Here is a 16358-nt window from a genome sequence, read left to right on the forward strand (position 1 = left end):
ATTGAAATTATTAGCATTTATAGTAATTATTGTGTTCATCACTAAATTAGGAGAAAAACTTCTCGATTTATAGGGTTCCCTCAAAATTTCAGTAATTTCTATTTCCTAAAAATAGAAGTTATGTTTTCTAATCATAGGAATGTGTTTTTGATATGAAGAATTGTATTATTAAGTGCGACACCTAAAGAAAAAATAAAAGCTCACTTCGCTTCGTGTAAAGTAGAAGTTACCACACCACATACCTACACTGAGGCAAAGTATGAACTATTTACATTTCACCACGTTTGAGCGTGGACAACTAGAGCAACTTTATAAATTAGATATTCCATAAGAAAAATTAGTACGATTTTGAAGCATCATCACTCTTCTATCGCACGAGGATTCAAGAGAAATTAGAGTGTACCTGGTCACCTGAATAAATACAATATGGCTGTCTACAGGGAATTTTCTCTTTTAAGATGATATACAACTGGTATATCAAAGGAATTTATTTACAAAGGATATTTCCTTATTAGGATAGAAAGGAAAACGTCAAAAAACAAAGGGAACACGTAGACGTTTCAATATAGGAATGTCTGTTCAAAAGCGACCATCCGAAGTGAAAAAGCGAGAAACGTTTGAACACTGGGGATTAGATACGATTGTTTCAAGCTATGGAAAAAGTAAAGGATGTTTCGCGACATTAGTAGAACGGAAAACACGATATCATCAAGCAATTTAAATCTCGAATCGAACAGCGGAATCGATGGAATTCGCCATAAAACAGAGAGCTGCCATGTATCCATCCACTGCATTTCAGACGATTACAGTTGATAAGGGAAAAGAATTTTTGTGTCATCAGGGGGTGGAAAACTGCACACGAAGCGGTTCAGGGGGAACTGTCGCTCTTAGATTTACAAACTGTCATATAAAAAACATATTATTCTTTATCAAACTCAATCAATTTCTAATTTGACAAATTATAAAACCAAAGATAAGATGCATATCTGTGTGAAAAACTTGGTTTACACATCCTATTACGTTATGAAAGATCGGACGAATGTCAACAACTTTTATGACATTATTGGCTGTGTTTATCAAGAGAGCGCACGGGACGGTTCACAAGTTCATAATGATGAAATAAGTAGGGGCTATAGAGTAATTTATTGTGGAATATAATATACGTGAACCGCATAATACATAACTGAAACCTGTCTATAGTTATAGAGTGGAAACAATACGACCGTATTTTCTTTTTTATCCATATGTCCGCCTCATTTTCTTAATTTTAATGATTTTCAAAGTAAATATATCAAATGCGTAATGAGAACATAACATCTCAATACCATTTGTTTGAAATATAGAAACATTTAATTTTTATACTTTAATATGAATAAATCTTTATTAAAAATCAAAATTATATAAATAAAAAACATCAGCAATTAACGCAGAGGATTTATCATTAATGGAAAGCTTTTATAATTGTGGGGTATATTACAAGGGTAATAATTTGGAGGACAATAATTGTCATAACAATCATGCTAAAATAGAAAATTGGTTTACTTCGCTTCATTAAAAACATAATAATAAGCATCGTACAAGCAAACAAACTTAAGAAAAATAAACTCGTTGTCGAACTAAGTATACCACTCGGGACAAAGAACAATAAAACTACACTACAAGTACTTATAATTCCGAATAACCATTCCATTCATTCCTCTTCCCTCTCATGGCAGTTTTTTCTAAGCTATTAAATGTTTTACAACATCAACTACATACGTTAATTTCTCATACGCTACAAATCCAAAAGCGACTGTTAAGCCCGTTACGATCAATCCTTTCATCATTTCTTCCTCCTCGTTTTATCGTTGTTATCTTAATTATAAAAGATTAGCAATTTGTTACCATCGAACTTCCTTACAGTTACCTTACATAATTGTAAGATTTCCAATAACATAAATAACAACTTATATCACTTGAAGTGAATTCACGGAATTTCTCTAAAATTAATTGCAAAATTATCTTTTTTCTCTTGGTTATTTTTCGGAGAATCCACTCTTAAACTAATAGATTTACTAAATAATTTAGGATCGAAATAATAACATAAATCAGTTTGAGGACAATATATACAATACACATCTATTTCTTCTTGATTCACTTCTTTTGTAGCGACTCGGTTTGCCGTAGAATAACTAGAACGGAGTCGCTACAAAAGAATTTCCCTCGAATTCAATTCTCTATATTTCACTTGCCCCCTCATAAACACTCCATTTTTATACGCTACAAGATCAAACGGAGAATGTTCCGTTTGTGATGTTAAAATCATATATCTTTTTTCATACAAATCAACCTGATCCTTTAAAACTACTAAATCTCCTTTTATTTTTGTATGATGGTGCATTTTTACTAAATAACTTTTTGCATATTTTCCAAATAATATTTGTTAATTTCTTAACTTACCTTCAAATATTTTCGAATTACAAAAAAACACTTTATTAAAATCATGTTAATATGTTTTTGTACAATTAAGAATTAATTTCACAAGGGGATTACACATGTTCAAAAAAATGGCAGCTGATGTTTTAGGGATAAGCGTCTTTATTCATAAATAAATGCTTGCGTATCACCCATTGTTTTAACTTCCATATCAGCTACACAGAATAGCGCATCTTTTTTCACATCATTGATGGACACGAACCGACAAAATGCATAGTTACTGGAAGGTACACCGTGAGTGTTCATCGACTACACATATCTTTTATACATCAGGTCTACATAGTTTGTACTACCTTGTACTCTCGCAATTACTAAATCTAATTGTGGAGTCCCTACAGCCCATTTAATATTCCCATTCCATTTTGAAATATCAATAATGTGTCCCATACATCAAAAGAATAATATAGTTATAAATAACACACCCACACCATTTTTCAACTTGTGTAAAGAGGAATTTGTATAAAAAAGACTTCTATATTGGGTAATGCTATCTGTATATTATCCTGCCAAAAACCCTGTCATTTGCACTTAAGATTCATTTGCATAATAATTCCTAATCCCCTGTTCAATCTCATGACTAATTTGCTTATTTTCTTTCAAAAATTGCTTTACTTTCTCTCCGCCTAAATTTAAGACTTCTCCTTCTTTCGAAATCCCTTCACCGTATAAAATATCGACTTTACAATTTTTAAATGGTGGAGCTACTTTATTTTTCGCAACTTTTAATTCTGTAGCATTTCCCGTAGGTTGACCAACTTTAGAAGTTTTAATTTGATCCCTTCTACGTACATCGATTCTTATCGTGGAATAGAATTTTAACGCCCTTCCTCCAGTAGTTGTTTTATTATTAGTAATAAAAGTACAACCTGTTTTCTCTCTTATTTGATTCAAAAAAATAACAATCACATTTTGTTTGCTAATATGCCCTGAGAGTTTCCGCAAAACTTGTGACATTAATCTCGCTTGCAAGCCCATATGAGAATCTCCCATTTCCCCATCAATCTCAGCCTGTGGAACCAAATTTGCCACGAGTCTATTATAACAATCGCAACAGCACCACTTCTCACTACCGCTTCTGCAACTTCCAACGCCTTTTCTCCCATATTTGGTTGTGACACTAACAACCCGTCAACATTTACTCCCAACTTCTTTGCGTATACAGGGTCAAGCGCATGTTCGGCATCAATAAACAACGCCGTTCCACCTTGCTTCTGTACTTCTGCAATCGCGTGTAATGCTAGTGTTGTCTTCCCTGAAGATTCAGGTCCATAAATTTCAGTGATACGACCTTTCGGATATCCTCCTATCCCTAATGCAATATCCAGTCCTATAGAACCACTTGATACAACTGATATCCTTTGTTCAGGCCGCTCTCCAAGTTTCATAATTGCTCCCTTACCGAATTGTTTTTCAAGTTTCTTTAAAGTTTCCTCTAGCGCTTTTTCTTTTCCTGAATCTTTTGCTACATCTTTCGCATTTACTTTTGCCATAAATTCGGCTCCTTTTAGGAAAATATGTTCCGCATTCATGATAACTCATACATTTAACGGGAGGTATGTTTCCTTGTTGCAACTTTTTTAATTTCAAGCAAAAAATCTGACGTCACATACTGTTGTTTGTGCGTTTTCTCGCATATTCACTTCATTCAAACACTAATAACCCTTATACCCGTAGGGCTCAAGTTTCATCAATGTAGTTTGAGAGTATATCCTCCTATCGCTTGAATGTTATTTTTATAATGTGGTATATTCTTATCCAACTATTGTTATGTTGTATATACAATTTATGTTATATGAAAAACATTTTTTAAGAAAGGAGCTAACCCAAATGGATACCGAAGTAGAATTAGACCGTGTAACAAAGCACCCCTTATCCGTTTGAACTACTAGGGATATTCTTCTTTCCATCACTATAATCGGGCTTGTTGTCCCTCTTTTTAAAATGATTCTGGCGTATTTCGATATATATATTGTCACAAACCAAAGAATAGCTGTAAAACTTGGATTATTCACACGTTATGTACATGAGGTAGAAAACCATCAGATTAGAGATATTGAATTGCACCAAAGCTTTTTCGGAAGAATCTTCGGATACAGGGACATCTGTATATATGGAAAAAATCAAGAATTACACTTAAGGGGTGTAAAATACGCTCAAGACATTCGAGAATCGATTCGCCAAAGCTCTCGAAATGAATGGAATACTAATAAACCTTACAACGCATATTAAAGCTCATGTATTACTGCTACATTTATCAGATGCGCTGGTCCAAATTAGGCCCAGCGCATCTGGTAAAAAGAAGGAATAACAAACCACCTAAATCGTAATGATTATTATTCACGATGACATTTTTACAGATTATATTTTCCTAAACTATATAAAATTTCGACTAACAGGATAGAAAGGATGACCATCATAATATGAAAAATACACGTAACCTGAAACCTATTATTGTCACAATGATAGCAATTGGAATAGGATATATTATCTTTTCGTTTATTACCTCATCAGCAAAATCTATAACAGATCAAGATCACCCAGTACAGATTGCAAGTGATCAGCCGAAAGTAGAAATGAATAAAACAGCACCCGAAAAATATAATGGCCAAACACGAAAAATTGCTTATATTACCTTTGATGATGGGCCTGGAAAATATACTGCTGAACTTTTAAATATATTGAAAAAAGAGGATGCAAAGGCTACCTTTTTCCTAATTGGAGCAAATGTCAAATCATTCCCTGATCTTGTAAAACGCGAATTAGCTGAAGGGCATTATGTTGGTATGCACAGTATGACCCATGACTACAAAAAGCTTTATACAGAAGGACATTATGTTGATGAAATGAAAGAAGACCAAAGCTTAATTGCTGGAATCATTGGAAAATCACCTGTATTAACTCGCCCACCTTATGGCTCAATGCCTGGATTAAACGAGACACTTCGCAATAAGGTTGTAGAAGGTGGTTTGAAAGTTTGGGATTGGACAATAGACTCTTTAGACTGGAAATATAATAAGATGCCAGTCGATGCTGCTGCTGCACAAATTATTAAAAATGTACTCTCAGGTGCGACGAAATCCAAAGAAGTTATTTTGTTGCACGATATCCATCCACAATCTGTTGCAGCCGTACCAGCAATTATACAAGGGTTAAAAGAAAAAGGCTATGAGTTCGAAGCATATCATGAGGAAGAACATTTCCCAGTAAATTTCTGGCATGATAAACGTATGTAACATAGGAGGAAAAGAAGTTGACTTATAGAAAAATAGTACTAGTTGGAGCGCTTTCAGTAGGATTATTATCAGGTTGTTTTGGTGAAAAGCCAGAAGGGAATTTATTTGTAGCATTTGAAAATGCAACTAAACAAGAAAAAGTGCTGTTTGAAGATGCGAAAGAATTGGCAACATTAGAAAAACAAGGTCAAGAATTATATGCTCAAATTATAACAGAAGGAAAAGAGGATAACACGGCAGTTGCACAAAAATTAGACCAAGCCTTTTCAAATGTGGATAAGCGTGAACAAGTATTAAAAAGTGAACAGGATGCATTAGAGAAAGCGCAGAAAAAAACAGAATCCATTCAAAGTAATGTAGAGAAGATTAAAGATAAAAAATTGCAAAAACAAGCAAAAAAAGTAGCAGAAGCTTACAAAAATCGTTACGATACTTTTCAAAAAATGAATGAAAGCTATATAAAATCAATGAAAATTGAAAAAGAGCTCTACAAGAAGTTAAAAGTAAAAGAAACAAAGTTAAAAGAAATCAGTAAGAAAGTACAAGAGGTAAATCAATCAACTGAAGAAATGCAAAAAGAAAAAGAAAAATTTAATACGTATACAAAAGAGTATAATACAAGAAAACTAGAATTTTATAAAGCAGCAAAAATACAGATTAAGGAACAAAAATAACACACAGGCTATTTCTAAGGGGAATTACTTATATTGTTCTTTTCGATGTTGGGACTAGATAGTTATAAATATTAGTTGAGTTGAAAAGGAGATCTAAAATAAAAGAAGAGATGCTGTCAACAACTCCTCTGGTAACTGCTACCGAAGGAGTTAGGTTTTACATTCAAAAGACCTCCCACATCCGATAATTTCCAATACAAAACGATAATTATTTGGGCGGATTGTGGGGGAATAACACAAGGTTTAATCCCTACACCTGAAAAATATCTATTCCTTATGCAATATAATAAAAGCGACTATAATCAAACAAAGGGAGTATCTTACGCTAAGTGAGATATTCTCTTTTCTGTATGTAACCTTATTAGCTTCCATACATACCGGAAGGAGAGTAGAATGAAAGGACTTCCCAATATCGTGAGGAGAAACTATTGGAGGTAATCTATATGGGCATTATAATGTTTATTCTGTTAGGTCTGCTCATTTACGTTTTCTGTAAAGTCATATTTAAAGTAACATATGTGACATTGAAGTTACTGGCAATTGTAGTAATTATCGTGTTTATCGTTAAACTTGGAGAAAAACTGCTCAGTTTATAGTTTTATCCCCTATTAACAAGCCTAGTAACTTCAAATACCTAAGACTAAAGCCTGTATTATCTAACCATAACCATAGGCTCTTTGTATAGAAAAACATACAATCCTAACTTGACGAGATATAAAAGAAAAGTTAAAATACTTATCCGTGCGCAAAACTTGGTTTGCACATCCCAACACTTGTGAAAGATCGGGCGCTTGCCAACAACTTTTATGACATCTTAGCTGTGTTTATCAGGAGAGCGCATGGGAGCGGTTTACAGATTCATAATGATGAAATAAGTAGGGGCTATAGAGTAATTTATTATGGTATAGAATATACGTAAACTGCATAATCTATAATTGACACCTGTCTATAGTTATAGAACGAAGACATCTTCAATTGAGGGAGATGTCTTTTTATTTTTTTGTCATATTGTACGCAGGCAATCATATACTAACAATGCCAATTCCAAAGTTCCTCATGCAAAAGAGCCCTCTGGACCAAGGAGAGCTCTTTTCTTTACATGTATATGAGTTTTGTTCACGTTAATTATATCCTATGATTCCCTTAACAATTATAGACCTTATCCTATAAAACTTTACCTCACTTCACAATACCGTCTGTTTGTACGAAAATATCCTATCATAACCTTAGTGATATGTGACATATACAAGTGGAAAATACCTACAAGTCTAGTGAAATAATCTTACAAGTAAATGGTAGGTTGACAATAATCTTGTCACAAAACTCTATGAAATATACTGCAACTCGCTTACCCTGTGGGATTTACTATGTTTTACATCTTTCATTTTCTAAAAAATTCATAAATAAAACTGTTGAATTTCTATATATTAGCGTTTACATTTGAAGTGCAACTAAATAGTCTCTGTTAGGTGAGGCTCCTGTATAGAGAAACGCTGCTGCCCAAAAATATCGAGAGATGCCAATGGGTCAACAGGAACGGTCGGAGAGAAGGCCCTTCTTAATGTAGCTGGTTTCAAACCTATGCTGTACAGTGCTAAAACTCAACGAGGGAGAGGTATGTAATGAAGTGGAATAAACCCCTAAGTCGGTAAAAGAGCTTACATTCCAACGATTTGCTTGTAGTGCAAAAAAACCTTTACTCCTTTTTGAGTAGAGGTTTTTTTATGTGTTTACAAGAATACTAGGTCGCACAAAATACCCATACCCAGGAGGAAAAACGATGAAAAAAAAATTACTAGTAACGACCGCTGCACTCGCTTTATCTTTAACAAGTTTAGCCCCTATTACATCACTAGCGGCTACAGAGGCCAATCCTAATACCAAAGTGAACAATTTTCAAGAACGTAACGAACAACAATCTGTACTAAAAGCTAATAATTCAGTCACTAACCAAAAACTTGATATAGACTCTGCACTCGCTTATGCACACAAATGGTGGGGCAAAAGGAACCCTGAATATAAAAAATATGATCCAAATGACTGTATGAACTATATATCACAAATTTTAAAGGCAGGTGGACTAGGAGAGAACAAACCAGAAACAATTGCCTCTGAAGGTGTCGATTCAAAAAAAAATTATTGGTATAGCAAAAAACAAAGCGATAATATTTTTACAGTATCCAGTACATGGATTAACGTAGGAGATTTTTATACTTATTGGAGCAAAACCCAGAAAGTAATTCAACCAAATGAATTAGATATTATGAGAGATATTGAAGTTGGAGATGTTATTCAACTACAAAAAAAATCTGAAAAAAGATACTCTCATGCAATGTTTGTTGTTAAAAAAGATGCAGAAACAGTCTATCTGACAGGTCATACTAATGACCGAGAAAAACTCGACATCAGAGACATACGTGACAAGTATAATTTCCGTGTAATTAAATTTTCATAAACCTGTAGACATAACCCTTAAACTAGACGCTCCTCCCCCAGGAACAAACCTATTTTAAGATAAGACGCACCATCTGCATTGATATACCAAGGGTACCTTCTATAACAATAGAAAGTACCCTCTCACTTAAGAAAAAATTGTCTACACTAACAAACAAATTGTTTATACAATCTCTCACCCTAGTACGCCAACATTCATTACCTCACCCCGTAATACCAACCCTTCTGATCCATCCACGTTCTAAATTCAGACAACTGCGGTTCGTAGATACCGCCTGTGGTGACAAAAGTATCCCCGCTTATGGTAAATTCCATCTTCACCCACCAATACCTTGGCGACGAATTTCTAGCCATTCTCCACGGGTTAATTCTGTTGTTTTTGCAATTACCTCATATGGTCTACTCATGTATATTCTCCTCCTGTTATGTGATATACTGATTATTCTTGTGTTTTTCAAAGTGACCCACTGCAATGGGTTTCTTTTTTAGTAATTATCACTAGTTTCCTCATCTGCAAACTTTGAATTTGTATTACAACGTCTTGCTACTTAACTTGTTTGTTACGATTTCGCTAAAACTTTATCAGACAGACGACATGTTTTTGTACATTGCCAAAACGTTTGTGTATCTTTTAAAACCAGTGATTCCCACTGCTTCTCAGCGAATTTATTCCGGTTCTCGACAACTTTACGTCTGATTAATCTGCGTTTTTGCTCTGGCTCCATATCTAGCCATTCCTGACCACGTATTTTCATTTTTCTTCCTCCTCATTTTCAATGTGAATATTATGGATTTCCTTAACTAAATCACGACATACATTTCGTATCCTCCTCTCCTTATGTCTGATTTTCGGGGTGTGTATACATGTAATTCATGTTAAGATTGTTGCGTTGGAACTATAATCTCCCAACATAAAGCCTATACGGAAGTCCTAGCGCACACTCTCTAGGGATTCTTTTATGTTCTAAAAGAAACCCCTTACAAAACCTTCACTTGATATTTAATCCCATTTCTTTTACCACCGCTAAATAGATTTCAAGGAGACGTTTATCGTCGTTAATTACATCTAGCTTGGACACTTTATTAATCCGCGACTTCTGTACACCTTCTAATGCCATTTTCTTTTGTTTATTTGTAACTCGGATGCTTAAATTAGCATTGGCCCGCTGCTCTAAAATGTCATAACTTTCATTTCGGATGTTACGATATATCTCGAATCCACCCAATTTAGAGCTGATTTTATTTAATAAAGTTGTTGTTTCTTTTCGCCAATCTGTCGTGTTAAGAGTGACAATCTCACTAATGTTTTCAACTTTCTCTTTTGTTTCAGTAACCTCTTTGCTCAGGCGTTTTTGCTCTATTTCTTGATTCGCTAGTACCGTAAACATTTGATTCAACATTTGGAGTTCTGGGCTTAGTTGTGTTGCATTTACTTTCTGTTCCCTCATATTGAAATATCCATCAGCAAACTGATCATATAATTCCCATTAATCAACAGAATAATATAGTTATAAATAGCATCCCCACACCATCTTTTAACTTGTGTAAAGAGGGGTTTATATAAAAATATTATATGTATATTCTCCTGCCAAAAATCCTGTCATTTACACTTAAGATTCATTTGCATAATGATTCCTAACCCCCTGTTAGATTTCATAACTGATTTGCTTATTTTCTTTCAAAACCCGCTTTACTTTCTCACCACCTTGCCCTAAACTTTCCTTTAATTCTGTAATATCCCCTGTAGGTTGGCTATATTTAGGGGTTTTAATCTGATCGCTTCTACGTACATCTATTATTATTGTAGAATAGAATTTTAACGCCCTGCCTCCAGTAGTTGTTTCATTATTAGTAATAATAGTACAATCTATTTTCTCTCTTATTTGATTTAAAAAAATAACAATCAAATTTTGTTTGCTAATATGATCTGAAAGTTTTCGCAAAGCTTGTGACATTAATCTCCCTTGCAATCCCATATGAAAATCTCCCATTTCCCCATCAATCTCAGCCTGTGGAACCAAAGCTGCCACAGAGTCTATTACAACAATTTCAACAGTGCCGCTACTCACTAATGCTTCTGTAACTTCTAAATCCTGTTCCCCTATACCTGGTTGCGATAATAATAAATCGTCAATATTAACACCTAACTTTTCTGCATACACAGGGTCAAGCGCATGTTCTGTATCAACGAATGCCGCAGTTCCACCTTGTTTTTGCACTTCTGCAATTGCATGTAATGCTATTGTTATCTTCCCTGAAGATTCGAGACCGAAGATTTCAATAATACGACCTTTCGGTTATCCTCCTACTCCTAATGCAATATCCAATCCTATAGAGCCTTTTGATACAACCGAAATATTTCGCTCAGCTTTTTCCCTTAGTTTCATAATGGTTCCCTTGCCGAATTGTTTTTCAAATTTCTTTAGAGCTTCCTCTAACGCTTTTTCTTATCCTGAATCTTTTGCTACATCTTTTACATGTACCTTTGTCATAAAATTCAGCTCCTTTTTCAGAATATACGTTCCACAATAATGATAGCGCACACAAACAATATAATAATGTTTCCTCTCTGCAATTTTTTTAATTCTAAGCAAGAAACCTGACATCATATAGTATTGTTTGTACATTTTCTCGCATATTCATTTCATTCAAACGCCGATATCCCTTATCCCTGTTGGGACCGGCTGCCATCAACGTAGTTTTGGAGTACATATCTCTCTATCGCTTGAATCCTATTTTTATGGTATATTATTAGTGAGCTGTTTTTATATTGTATATGTAATATGGATTGGAAAACAAAACTTCTTATCATGTAACACAAGAAAAAAACACTCGTACGAGTGTTTTTTTCTTTGAGTATCATGTTATAGTCCCATTCGTGGACCTTTAGCTCAGTTGGTGAGAGCAGACGGCTCATAACCGTCCAGTCGTAGGTTCGAGTCCTACAAGGTCCATATAAAAACAAAGCACCTATTATGCTAACTTAATAATAGGTGCTTTTACTTTTCTAATTAATTGCATAAAAAAGCTCCCAATATCTATTGAGAACTTTTCCTGAAGTCATTTAGTCATAAACATAATCTCACAAATATATTCGTAAATCAAAAAAATTACCTACGTAAAGAAAAACCTACAAAAAAGGCTCCATAATTGGAGCGCACAAATAAACTAAATGAATTAAAACAAATAACAGACATTTTTAAATATATAGACTAACCGAATTGATGTCAAACTATTTTAAAAAGAGCACAATTTCTTTTTCCATATATCCAGATTAAAATTAAACCATACCGTGTATATAAAAAATCCGTTTCCAGAATACTTTCGAAACGGGACTGTAAAAAAGCAATCACAGTATATCCAAGTTGACTTAGAACACATAATGAACAATTTAAATCCCGGTCAAACATATGAAATAAAAGAAGCTTACATTGGAAAGAATCAAAAACTATTCATCCGTGTAATTATCTATCGTTTAACAGACAAACAGATACAGGAACGTAGAAAAAAACAAATCTATATAGAAAGTAAAAAGGGAATTACGTTTTCAGAAAAGAGTAAACGATTAACTGGTATAAACATATATGTCTCAAATACGCCTGAAGAGATTGTTCCGATGGAACAAATACATGATTTTTACTCTCTTCGTTGGCAAATAGAAGTTATCTTTAAAACATGGAAATCTTTGTTTCAAATTCATCACTGGCAAACTATCAGAAAAGAACGATTAGAGTGTCATGTATATGGAAAGCTCATTGCCATTTTTATATGTTCTTCTACGATATTTAAGATGCGTCAACTTCTGTTGCAAAAGAACAAAAGAGAATTAAGTGAATATAAAGCCATTGGAATGATTCAAGATCATGTATCGCTGTTATATCAAGCGATACAGAAAAACACCCAAGACATAACAAAGACCCTGATCCGTCTGTTTGCCCTCCTACAGAAGAATGGACGGAAATCTCACCGATATGAGAAAAAAACAATCTTTGATATTATGGGTGTTATCTATGAGTATAATGGGTTTAGAAAGCAAAGGAAAGCTGCATAATTTTAAAAATGAAACTCGTTAGAGTTTATTTGGTGTGCGTATTTTTAAAAATAAAAAGTATGTTATGAGTTTTTTAGTTGATTTGAACGAAAGCTCATTTTATTTTTGTTCTTAAATTGATGGGCATGTATGGTGACCCCTATAGAAGAGCATTTAATTTTGATGTTTAAAAAACAAATGAAAGATAATCCAATACTTAAAAAATTACCTCAAAAATCATTTTAACTAAGAGCCATTAAGGGCTCTTTTCTTTTTTTTCTAACCGGATTAAATTTGATACGGTTAGAAATCTCTGAAACTATTGATATATAAGCGTTTTTACCACTTTTTAAAGTTTCTCTCTTCTCACTCCCTATATAAAGGCTAAAAGTTTTGCAAGGAACAGGTATGGGCATATTGCCAAGCGGAATGTACCAAAAACGAGGATTTAGGTAGCACGACTTGGATTAGTAATTGTACCAGCCGAATCGTCAATTTTTCCGTTCAAGATATTGCTTCTATTCCATGCAGATCAACGCTATGTGGAGTTTAGCCCCCACACGACTAGCCAGCACTCACGCCCAAAAACATGGAAGAAATCTAGAAAATTACACTTCTGTGAAGTTAATGTGAAACATTTTTGCTTTTTGATAGATATCACTCCTAATGTGTTAATATTTAATAGTAAACGCTTTCAGTATGGGTGTTAGGAATTGTGGCAAGTAAATTTATTAGGAGGTGTTTTTCTATAAAGAATGTTTTTGCTCATCCCCTGAAAAGGAGTATTAATACAAAATACCCCAAATTACTTTTAGAATAATTTTGGTTCAATCGTATTTATTCGATTTGTAACAAAAACGTGCAGTATTGTTATGGTACAAATAATCCTTAATGTGGGTTTTATGTTAGCACTTTGGTTGTACTTTTAATTAAATGAAAAGGAAGTGATTTTAGATGAATAAGAAATTGATTATTAGTGGTATGGTGGTCAGTATATTATTAGGTGGTACTATTAATAGTGTTTATGCAGATCAGATTCAGAGTAATGAAAATTTACAATATAAAAATTTTGGACAACAAGGTGCACTACAAGATATTGATAAGACTCTGGATCAAATAGTTGACTCTATAAATAAGAATAGTCCATTTATTTCGCAGATAGGTTTAGCAACAAATGGTACTGTTAATTATACAGGAATAAATATTAAAGAAACTAATGTAACAAATATATTACCTCTATATCTTGGTTCTAATACATTTTCAAATGAAACAAATGAGGATCAAACATATAATACTAGTATATTTTCTCAGGCTATTACTAATACAACAAGTACTTCAATACAAAATGGATTTAAAACAGGTTTAAAAGTATCAGGAAGTGCTGGTATTCCTTTTGTAGCTGAAGGAAAAGTTGAAGCAAGTCTTGAATATAATTTTTCTCATACTGGCACGAACACAAAGAGTGAGACTAATACAATTACTGCCCCTTCACAACCTGTTAAAGTTCCAAAAGGAAAAATATATAAGACTGAAGTTTATTTTGAAAAAAAATCTACATCAGGTAACGTAGATTTATTTGCAGATGTTAATCAGGGTGTCCGTGGTTATAGAATAAATCCAGTTGTCTCTAAATTAAGCCACTTTTTGGATAGAGCAGGAGATAAATATGGTGCAATTCAATCTCCTAATGATCCGGATAGCATTCGATTAAAAGGATCAGGAAGTTTTAAAATTGAGTATGGAACGAATTTAATTGTAAAGACATATGATATAACTTCAAAACCAGAATTACAATTTAGGAGTTTAACAAATTCAGAATCAGAATCTACTAAGTTAGTGAATACGAAAATTATTCCTTTAAAACCTTCTAACTGATAAAGAATATAATCTAGCTTTGATGTTAGTCATATACTTTTTTAAAATTTTGTGTATACGGTTTTTTTTATGTTTTCAATATTGAACCCAAGATATGTATATGTTTATCCGTCTGATTTGTTTTGTGTTTATGGTAAAATTATGAATAAGTACTAGTAGGCCAGTTTAGTAAGGGTGGTGAACACTAATGGGTATTTTTACAGCTGTTTTAGTAACAGGGCCAATTTTGTTCCTAGCATGGAAAGTAGGAAAAAGGAAAGAACAAATGTAAATTCATTAGAATCTTGTTTTAAAAAAACAAGATTCTTTTTTTGTTTTTAGGGTCGAAGACCTTGCTTATCAGCTTAAGAGATTTTAATACTCTCAAGTACTAAAAAACGTTATTCTTTCTAAATAAACTAGATTAGAAAGGATGATGTTTTCTTATGGATATCTCGATTCAAGATGAACTACAACCATTCGCGAAAGAATTAAAACGATATGTTACACTTGTATTTTTAGAAGAACTTGCAAGAGAAGTCGGATTTATAAAGCGAAAGCGTAAGTTTTCTGGATCAGATTTAGCTACTATTTGTATTTGGATCAGTCAACGGGTAGCAAGTGATCCCTTAGTCCAATTATGTAGTAGACTTCATGCAGCTACTGGTACTTTAATCAGCCCTGAGGGCTTAAATAAAAGTTTAAATGCAAAAGTAGTTTTGTTTTTACAACATATTTTTTCTTTCTTATTACAACAAAAAGTATGTGAACAAACAAAAATTTCTAACCATCTCTTCTCTCATTTCCACCGAATCCGTATTCTAGATGCCACCGTATTTCAAGTGCCAAATGCTTTAGAGAATATATATCCAGGGTCTGAGGGATGTGCTCAAACAGCCGGAATCAAAATTCAATTAGAATATGATCTGCATAGTGGGGAATTTCTTAACTTTCAAGTTGGACCCGGAAAAAATAATGACAAGACATTTGGTACGGAGTGTTTAGATACCTTACGACCAGGAGATTTAGGTATTCGTGATTTGGGCTATTTTTCATTGGAAGACTTAGATCAAATGGATCAACGAGGTACATACTATATTTCTCGTTTAAAATTAAACACGAATGTATATATGAAAAATCCAAGCCCAGAATATTTTAAAAACGGTGCAATTAAAAAACAATCGGAATATATACAAATCAATGTGAAACATATTTTGAAACAACTATACCCTGGGGAAACATTTGAATTAAAAAATGCTTATATTGGAGAAAAACAACTGTAAAAACGACGAGCAAAGATCGTGGAAAAAGAAAAATCTAAAAATAGAACGTACTCAGAGAAAAGTGAAATTGTAGCGGGATTAAACGTGTACGTGACGAATATACTTTTGGAATGGTTTCCGATGGACCAGGTACATGAGTTATATACTTTACGTTGGCAAATTGGCGTGTCCAGATAAGGAAACATTATCTAGTTGGTGAAAGTCCAATCGGGAGAATAGACTCAACTCCCGTAGCCTGAGAGGCGCCATGAAGTGAAAACGACATGGCGAAGCCCTCTGACATCACATGCAAAAGGTATGTGGGCAAATCTCCAGGTTGTAACGTACAATGAACGTAGACGTAGCCTCGTTACAC

11 protein-coding genes, 1 tRNA gene, 6 pseudogenes and 1 riboswitch are annotated in these 16358 nt (G+C 33.7%); of the genes and pseudogenes, 11 read left to right on the top strand and 7 right to left on the bottom strand.

All coding sequences use genetic code 11. The annotated features are described in order from the left end of the window. The first annotated feature begins 1 nt into the window (after position 1). Positions 2-73 (top strand): hypothetical protein, encoded by a 72-nt coding sequence (locus tag DN407_RS33125; RefSeq protein WP_481748657.1) that lies wholly within the window; start codon positions 2-4, stop codon positions 71-73. A gap of 525 nt (positions 74-598) precedes the next feature. Next, positions 599-721 carry a hypothetical protein gene (locus DN407_RS32645; RefSeq protein ID WP_255446559.1) on the top strand — a complete coding sequence of 41 codons (123 nt, stop codon included), beginning with the start codon at positions 599-601 and terminating at the stop codon, positions 719-721. A gap of 720 nt (positions 722-1441) precedes the next feature. Here DN407_RS32645 and DN407_RS31280 read toward each other — a convergent pair. The 4 genes and pseudogenes from DN407_RS31280 to recA (DN407_RS31295) all read right to left on the bottom strand — a co-directional run bounded on the left by DN407_RS31280 (position 1442) and on the right by recA (DN407_RS31295) (position 3965). Then, positions 1442-1690 carry a hypothetical protein gene (locus DN407_RS31280; RefSeq protein WP_149217222.1) on the bottom strand — a complete coding sequence of 83 codons (249 nt, stop codon included), beginning with the start codon at positions 1688-1690 and terminating at the stop codon, positions 1442-1444. A gap of 276 nt (positions 1691-1966) precedes the next feature. After that, a pseudogene (locus DN407_RS31285) lies at positions 1967-2380 on the bottom strand (group I intron-associated PD-(D/E)XK endonuclease). Between the two features lie 200 nt (positions 2381-2580). Then, a pseudogene (locus DN407_RS32650) lies at positions 2581-2862 on the bottom strand (GH25 family lysozyme); the annotation flags it as partial. 141 nt (positions 2863-3003) lie between these two features. Further along, positions 3004-3965: pseudogene (recA, locus tag DN407_RS31295) on the bottom strand (recombinase RecA). Positions 3966-4416: 451 nt separating this feature from the next. Here recA (DN407_RS31295) and DN407_RS33130 point away from each other — a divergent pair. The 5 genes from DN407_RS33130 (at position 4417) to DN407_RS31320 (ending at position 8837) form a co-directional block, all read left to right on the top strand. Continuing rightward, positions 4417-4704, top strand: a complete 288-nt coding sequence (locus DN407_RS33130) for a PH domain-containing protein (RefSeq protein WP_149217223.1) — start codon at positions 4417-4419, stop codon at positions 4702-4704. A 191-nt stretch (positions 4705-4895) separates the two neighbouring features. Then, positions 4896-5708 (top strand): peptidoglycan-N-acetylglucosamine deacetylase, encoded by an 813-nt coding sequence (locus tag DN407_RS31305; RefSeq protein WP_149217224.1) that lies wholly within the window; start codon positions 4896-4898, stop codon positions 5706-5708. 17 nt (positions 5709-5725) lie between these two features. Next, positions 5726-6382 carry a YkyA family protein gene (locus tag DN407_RS31310; RefSeq protein WP_149217225.1) on the top strand — a complete coding sequence of 219 codons (657 nt, stop codon included), beginning with the start codon at positions 5726-5728 and terminating at the stop codon, positions 6380-6382. A gap of 443 nt (positions 6383-6825) precedes the next feature. Next, complete coding sequence (locus DN407_RS31315) at positions 6826-6978, top strand: DUF3985 family protein (protein WP_149217226.1); 153 nt, start codon at positions 6826-6828, stop codon at positions 6976-6978. A gap of 858 nt (positions 6979-7836) precedes the next feature. Then, positions 7837-8003, top strand: a riboswitch (M-box (ykoK) riboswitch). Between the two features lie 159 nt (positions 8004-8162). Continuing rightward, positions 8163-8837, top strand: coding sequence for an amidase domain-containing protein (locus DN407_RS31320; protein ID WP_149217227.1), 675 nt, complete (start codon positions 8163-8165; stop codon positions 8835-8837). Positions 8838-9396: 559 nt separating this feature from the next. Here the strand turns inward: DN407_RS31320 and DN407_RS31325 are convergent. The 3 genes and pseudogenes from DN407_RS31325 to recA (DN407_RS31335) all read right to left on the bottom strand — a co-directional run. Next, positions 9397-9591 (bottom strand): hypothetical protein, encoded by a 195-nt coding sequence (locus tag DN407_RS31325; RefSeq protein WP_149217228.1) that lies wholly within the window; start codon positions 9589-9591, stop codon positions 9397-9399. Between the two features lie 234 nt (positions 9592-9825). Then, positions 9826-10284 carry a hypothetical protein gene (locus DN407_RS31330; protein ID WP_255446560.1) on the bottom strand — a complete coding sequence of 153 codons (459 nt, stop codon included), beginning with the start codon at positions 10282-10284 and terminating at the stop codon, positions 9826-9828. Between the two features lie 318 nt (positions 10285-10602). Continuing rightward, a pseudogene (gene recA, locus DN407_RS31335) lies at positions 10603-11283 on the bottom strand (recombinase RecA); the annotation flags it as partial. 433 nt (positions 11284-11716) lie between these two features. Between recA (DN407_RS31335) and DN407_RS31340 the strand changes: the two are divergent. From DN407_RS31340 to DN407_RS31365, 4 genes and pseudogenes are all read left to right on the top strand, one after another. Beyond that, positions 11717-11790: transfer RNA gene (locus DN407_RS31340), tRNA-Ile, on the top strand. A 305-nt stretch (positions 11791-12095) separates the two neighbouring features. Next, positions 12096-12887: pseudogene (locus DN407_RS31345) on the top strand (transposase); the annotation flags it as partial. A 933-nt stretch (positions 12888-13820) separates the two neighbouring features. Then, positions 13821-14741: an ETX/MTX2 family pore-forming toxin gene (locus DN407_RS31360; protein ID WP_149217229.1), complete on the top strand. Its 921-nt coding sequence runs from the start codon at positions 13821-13823 to the stop codon at positions 14739-14741. A 425-nt stretch (positions 14742-15166) separates the two neighbouring features. Further along, positions 15167-16171: pseudogene (locus tag DN407_RS31365) on the top strand (IS4 family transposase); the annotation flags it as partial. Positions 16172-16358: the final 187 nt, after the last annotated feature.

Origin of the sequence: Bacillus sp. JAS24-2 (assembly GCF_008274905.1) — a bacterium.
In the GTDB taxonomy this organism is placed as follows: domain Bacteria; phylum Bacillota; class Bacilli; order Bacillales; family Bacillaceae_G; genus Bacillus_A; species Bacillus_A cereus.

Bases quoted from the DNA above. Each gene is read 5' to 3' on its own strand.
- DN407_RS31280 (WP_149217222.1), bottom strand. From the start codon at position 1,690: ATGGAATGGTTATTCGGAATTATAAGTACTTGTAGTGTAGTTTTATTG.
- DN407_RS33130 (WP_149217223.1), top strand. From the start codon at position 4,417: ATGATTCTGGCGTATTTCGATATATATATTGTCACAAACCAAAGAATA.
- DN407_RS31305 (WP_149217224.1), top strand. From the start codon at position 4,896: ATGAAAAATACACGTAACCTGAAACCTATTATTGTCACAATGATAGCA.
- DN407_RS31315 (WP_149217226.1), top strand. From the start codon at position 6,826: ATGGGCATTATAATGTTTATTCTGTTAGGTCTGCTCATTTACGTTTTC.
- DN407_RS31320 (WP_149217227.1), top strand. From the start codon at position 8,163: ATGAAAAAAAAATTACTAGTAACGACCGCTGCACTCGCTTTATCTTTA.
- DN407_RS31325 (WP_149217228.1), bottom strand. From the start codon at position 9,591: ATGAAAATACGTGGTCAGGAATGGCTAGATATGGAGCCAGAGCAAAAA.
- DN407_RS31330 (WP_255446560.1), bottom strand. From the start codon at position 10,284: ATGAGGGAACAGAAAGTAAATGCAACACAACTAAGCCCAGAACTCCAA.
- DN407_RS31360 (WP_149217229.1), top strand. From the start codon at position 13,821: ATGAATAAGAAATTGATTATTAGTGGTATGGTGGTCAGTATATTATTA.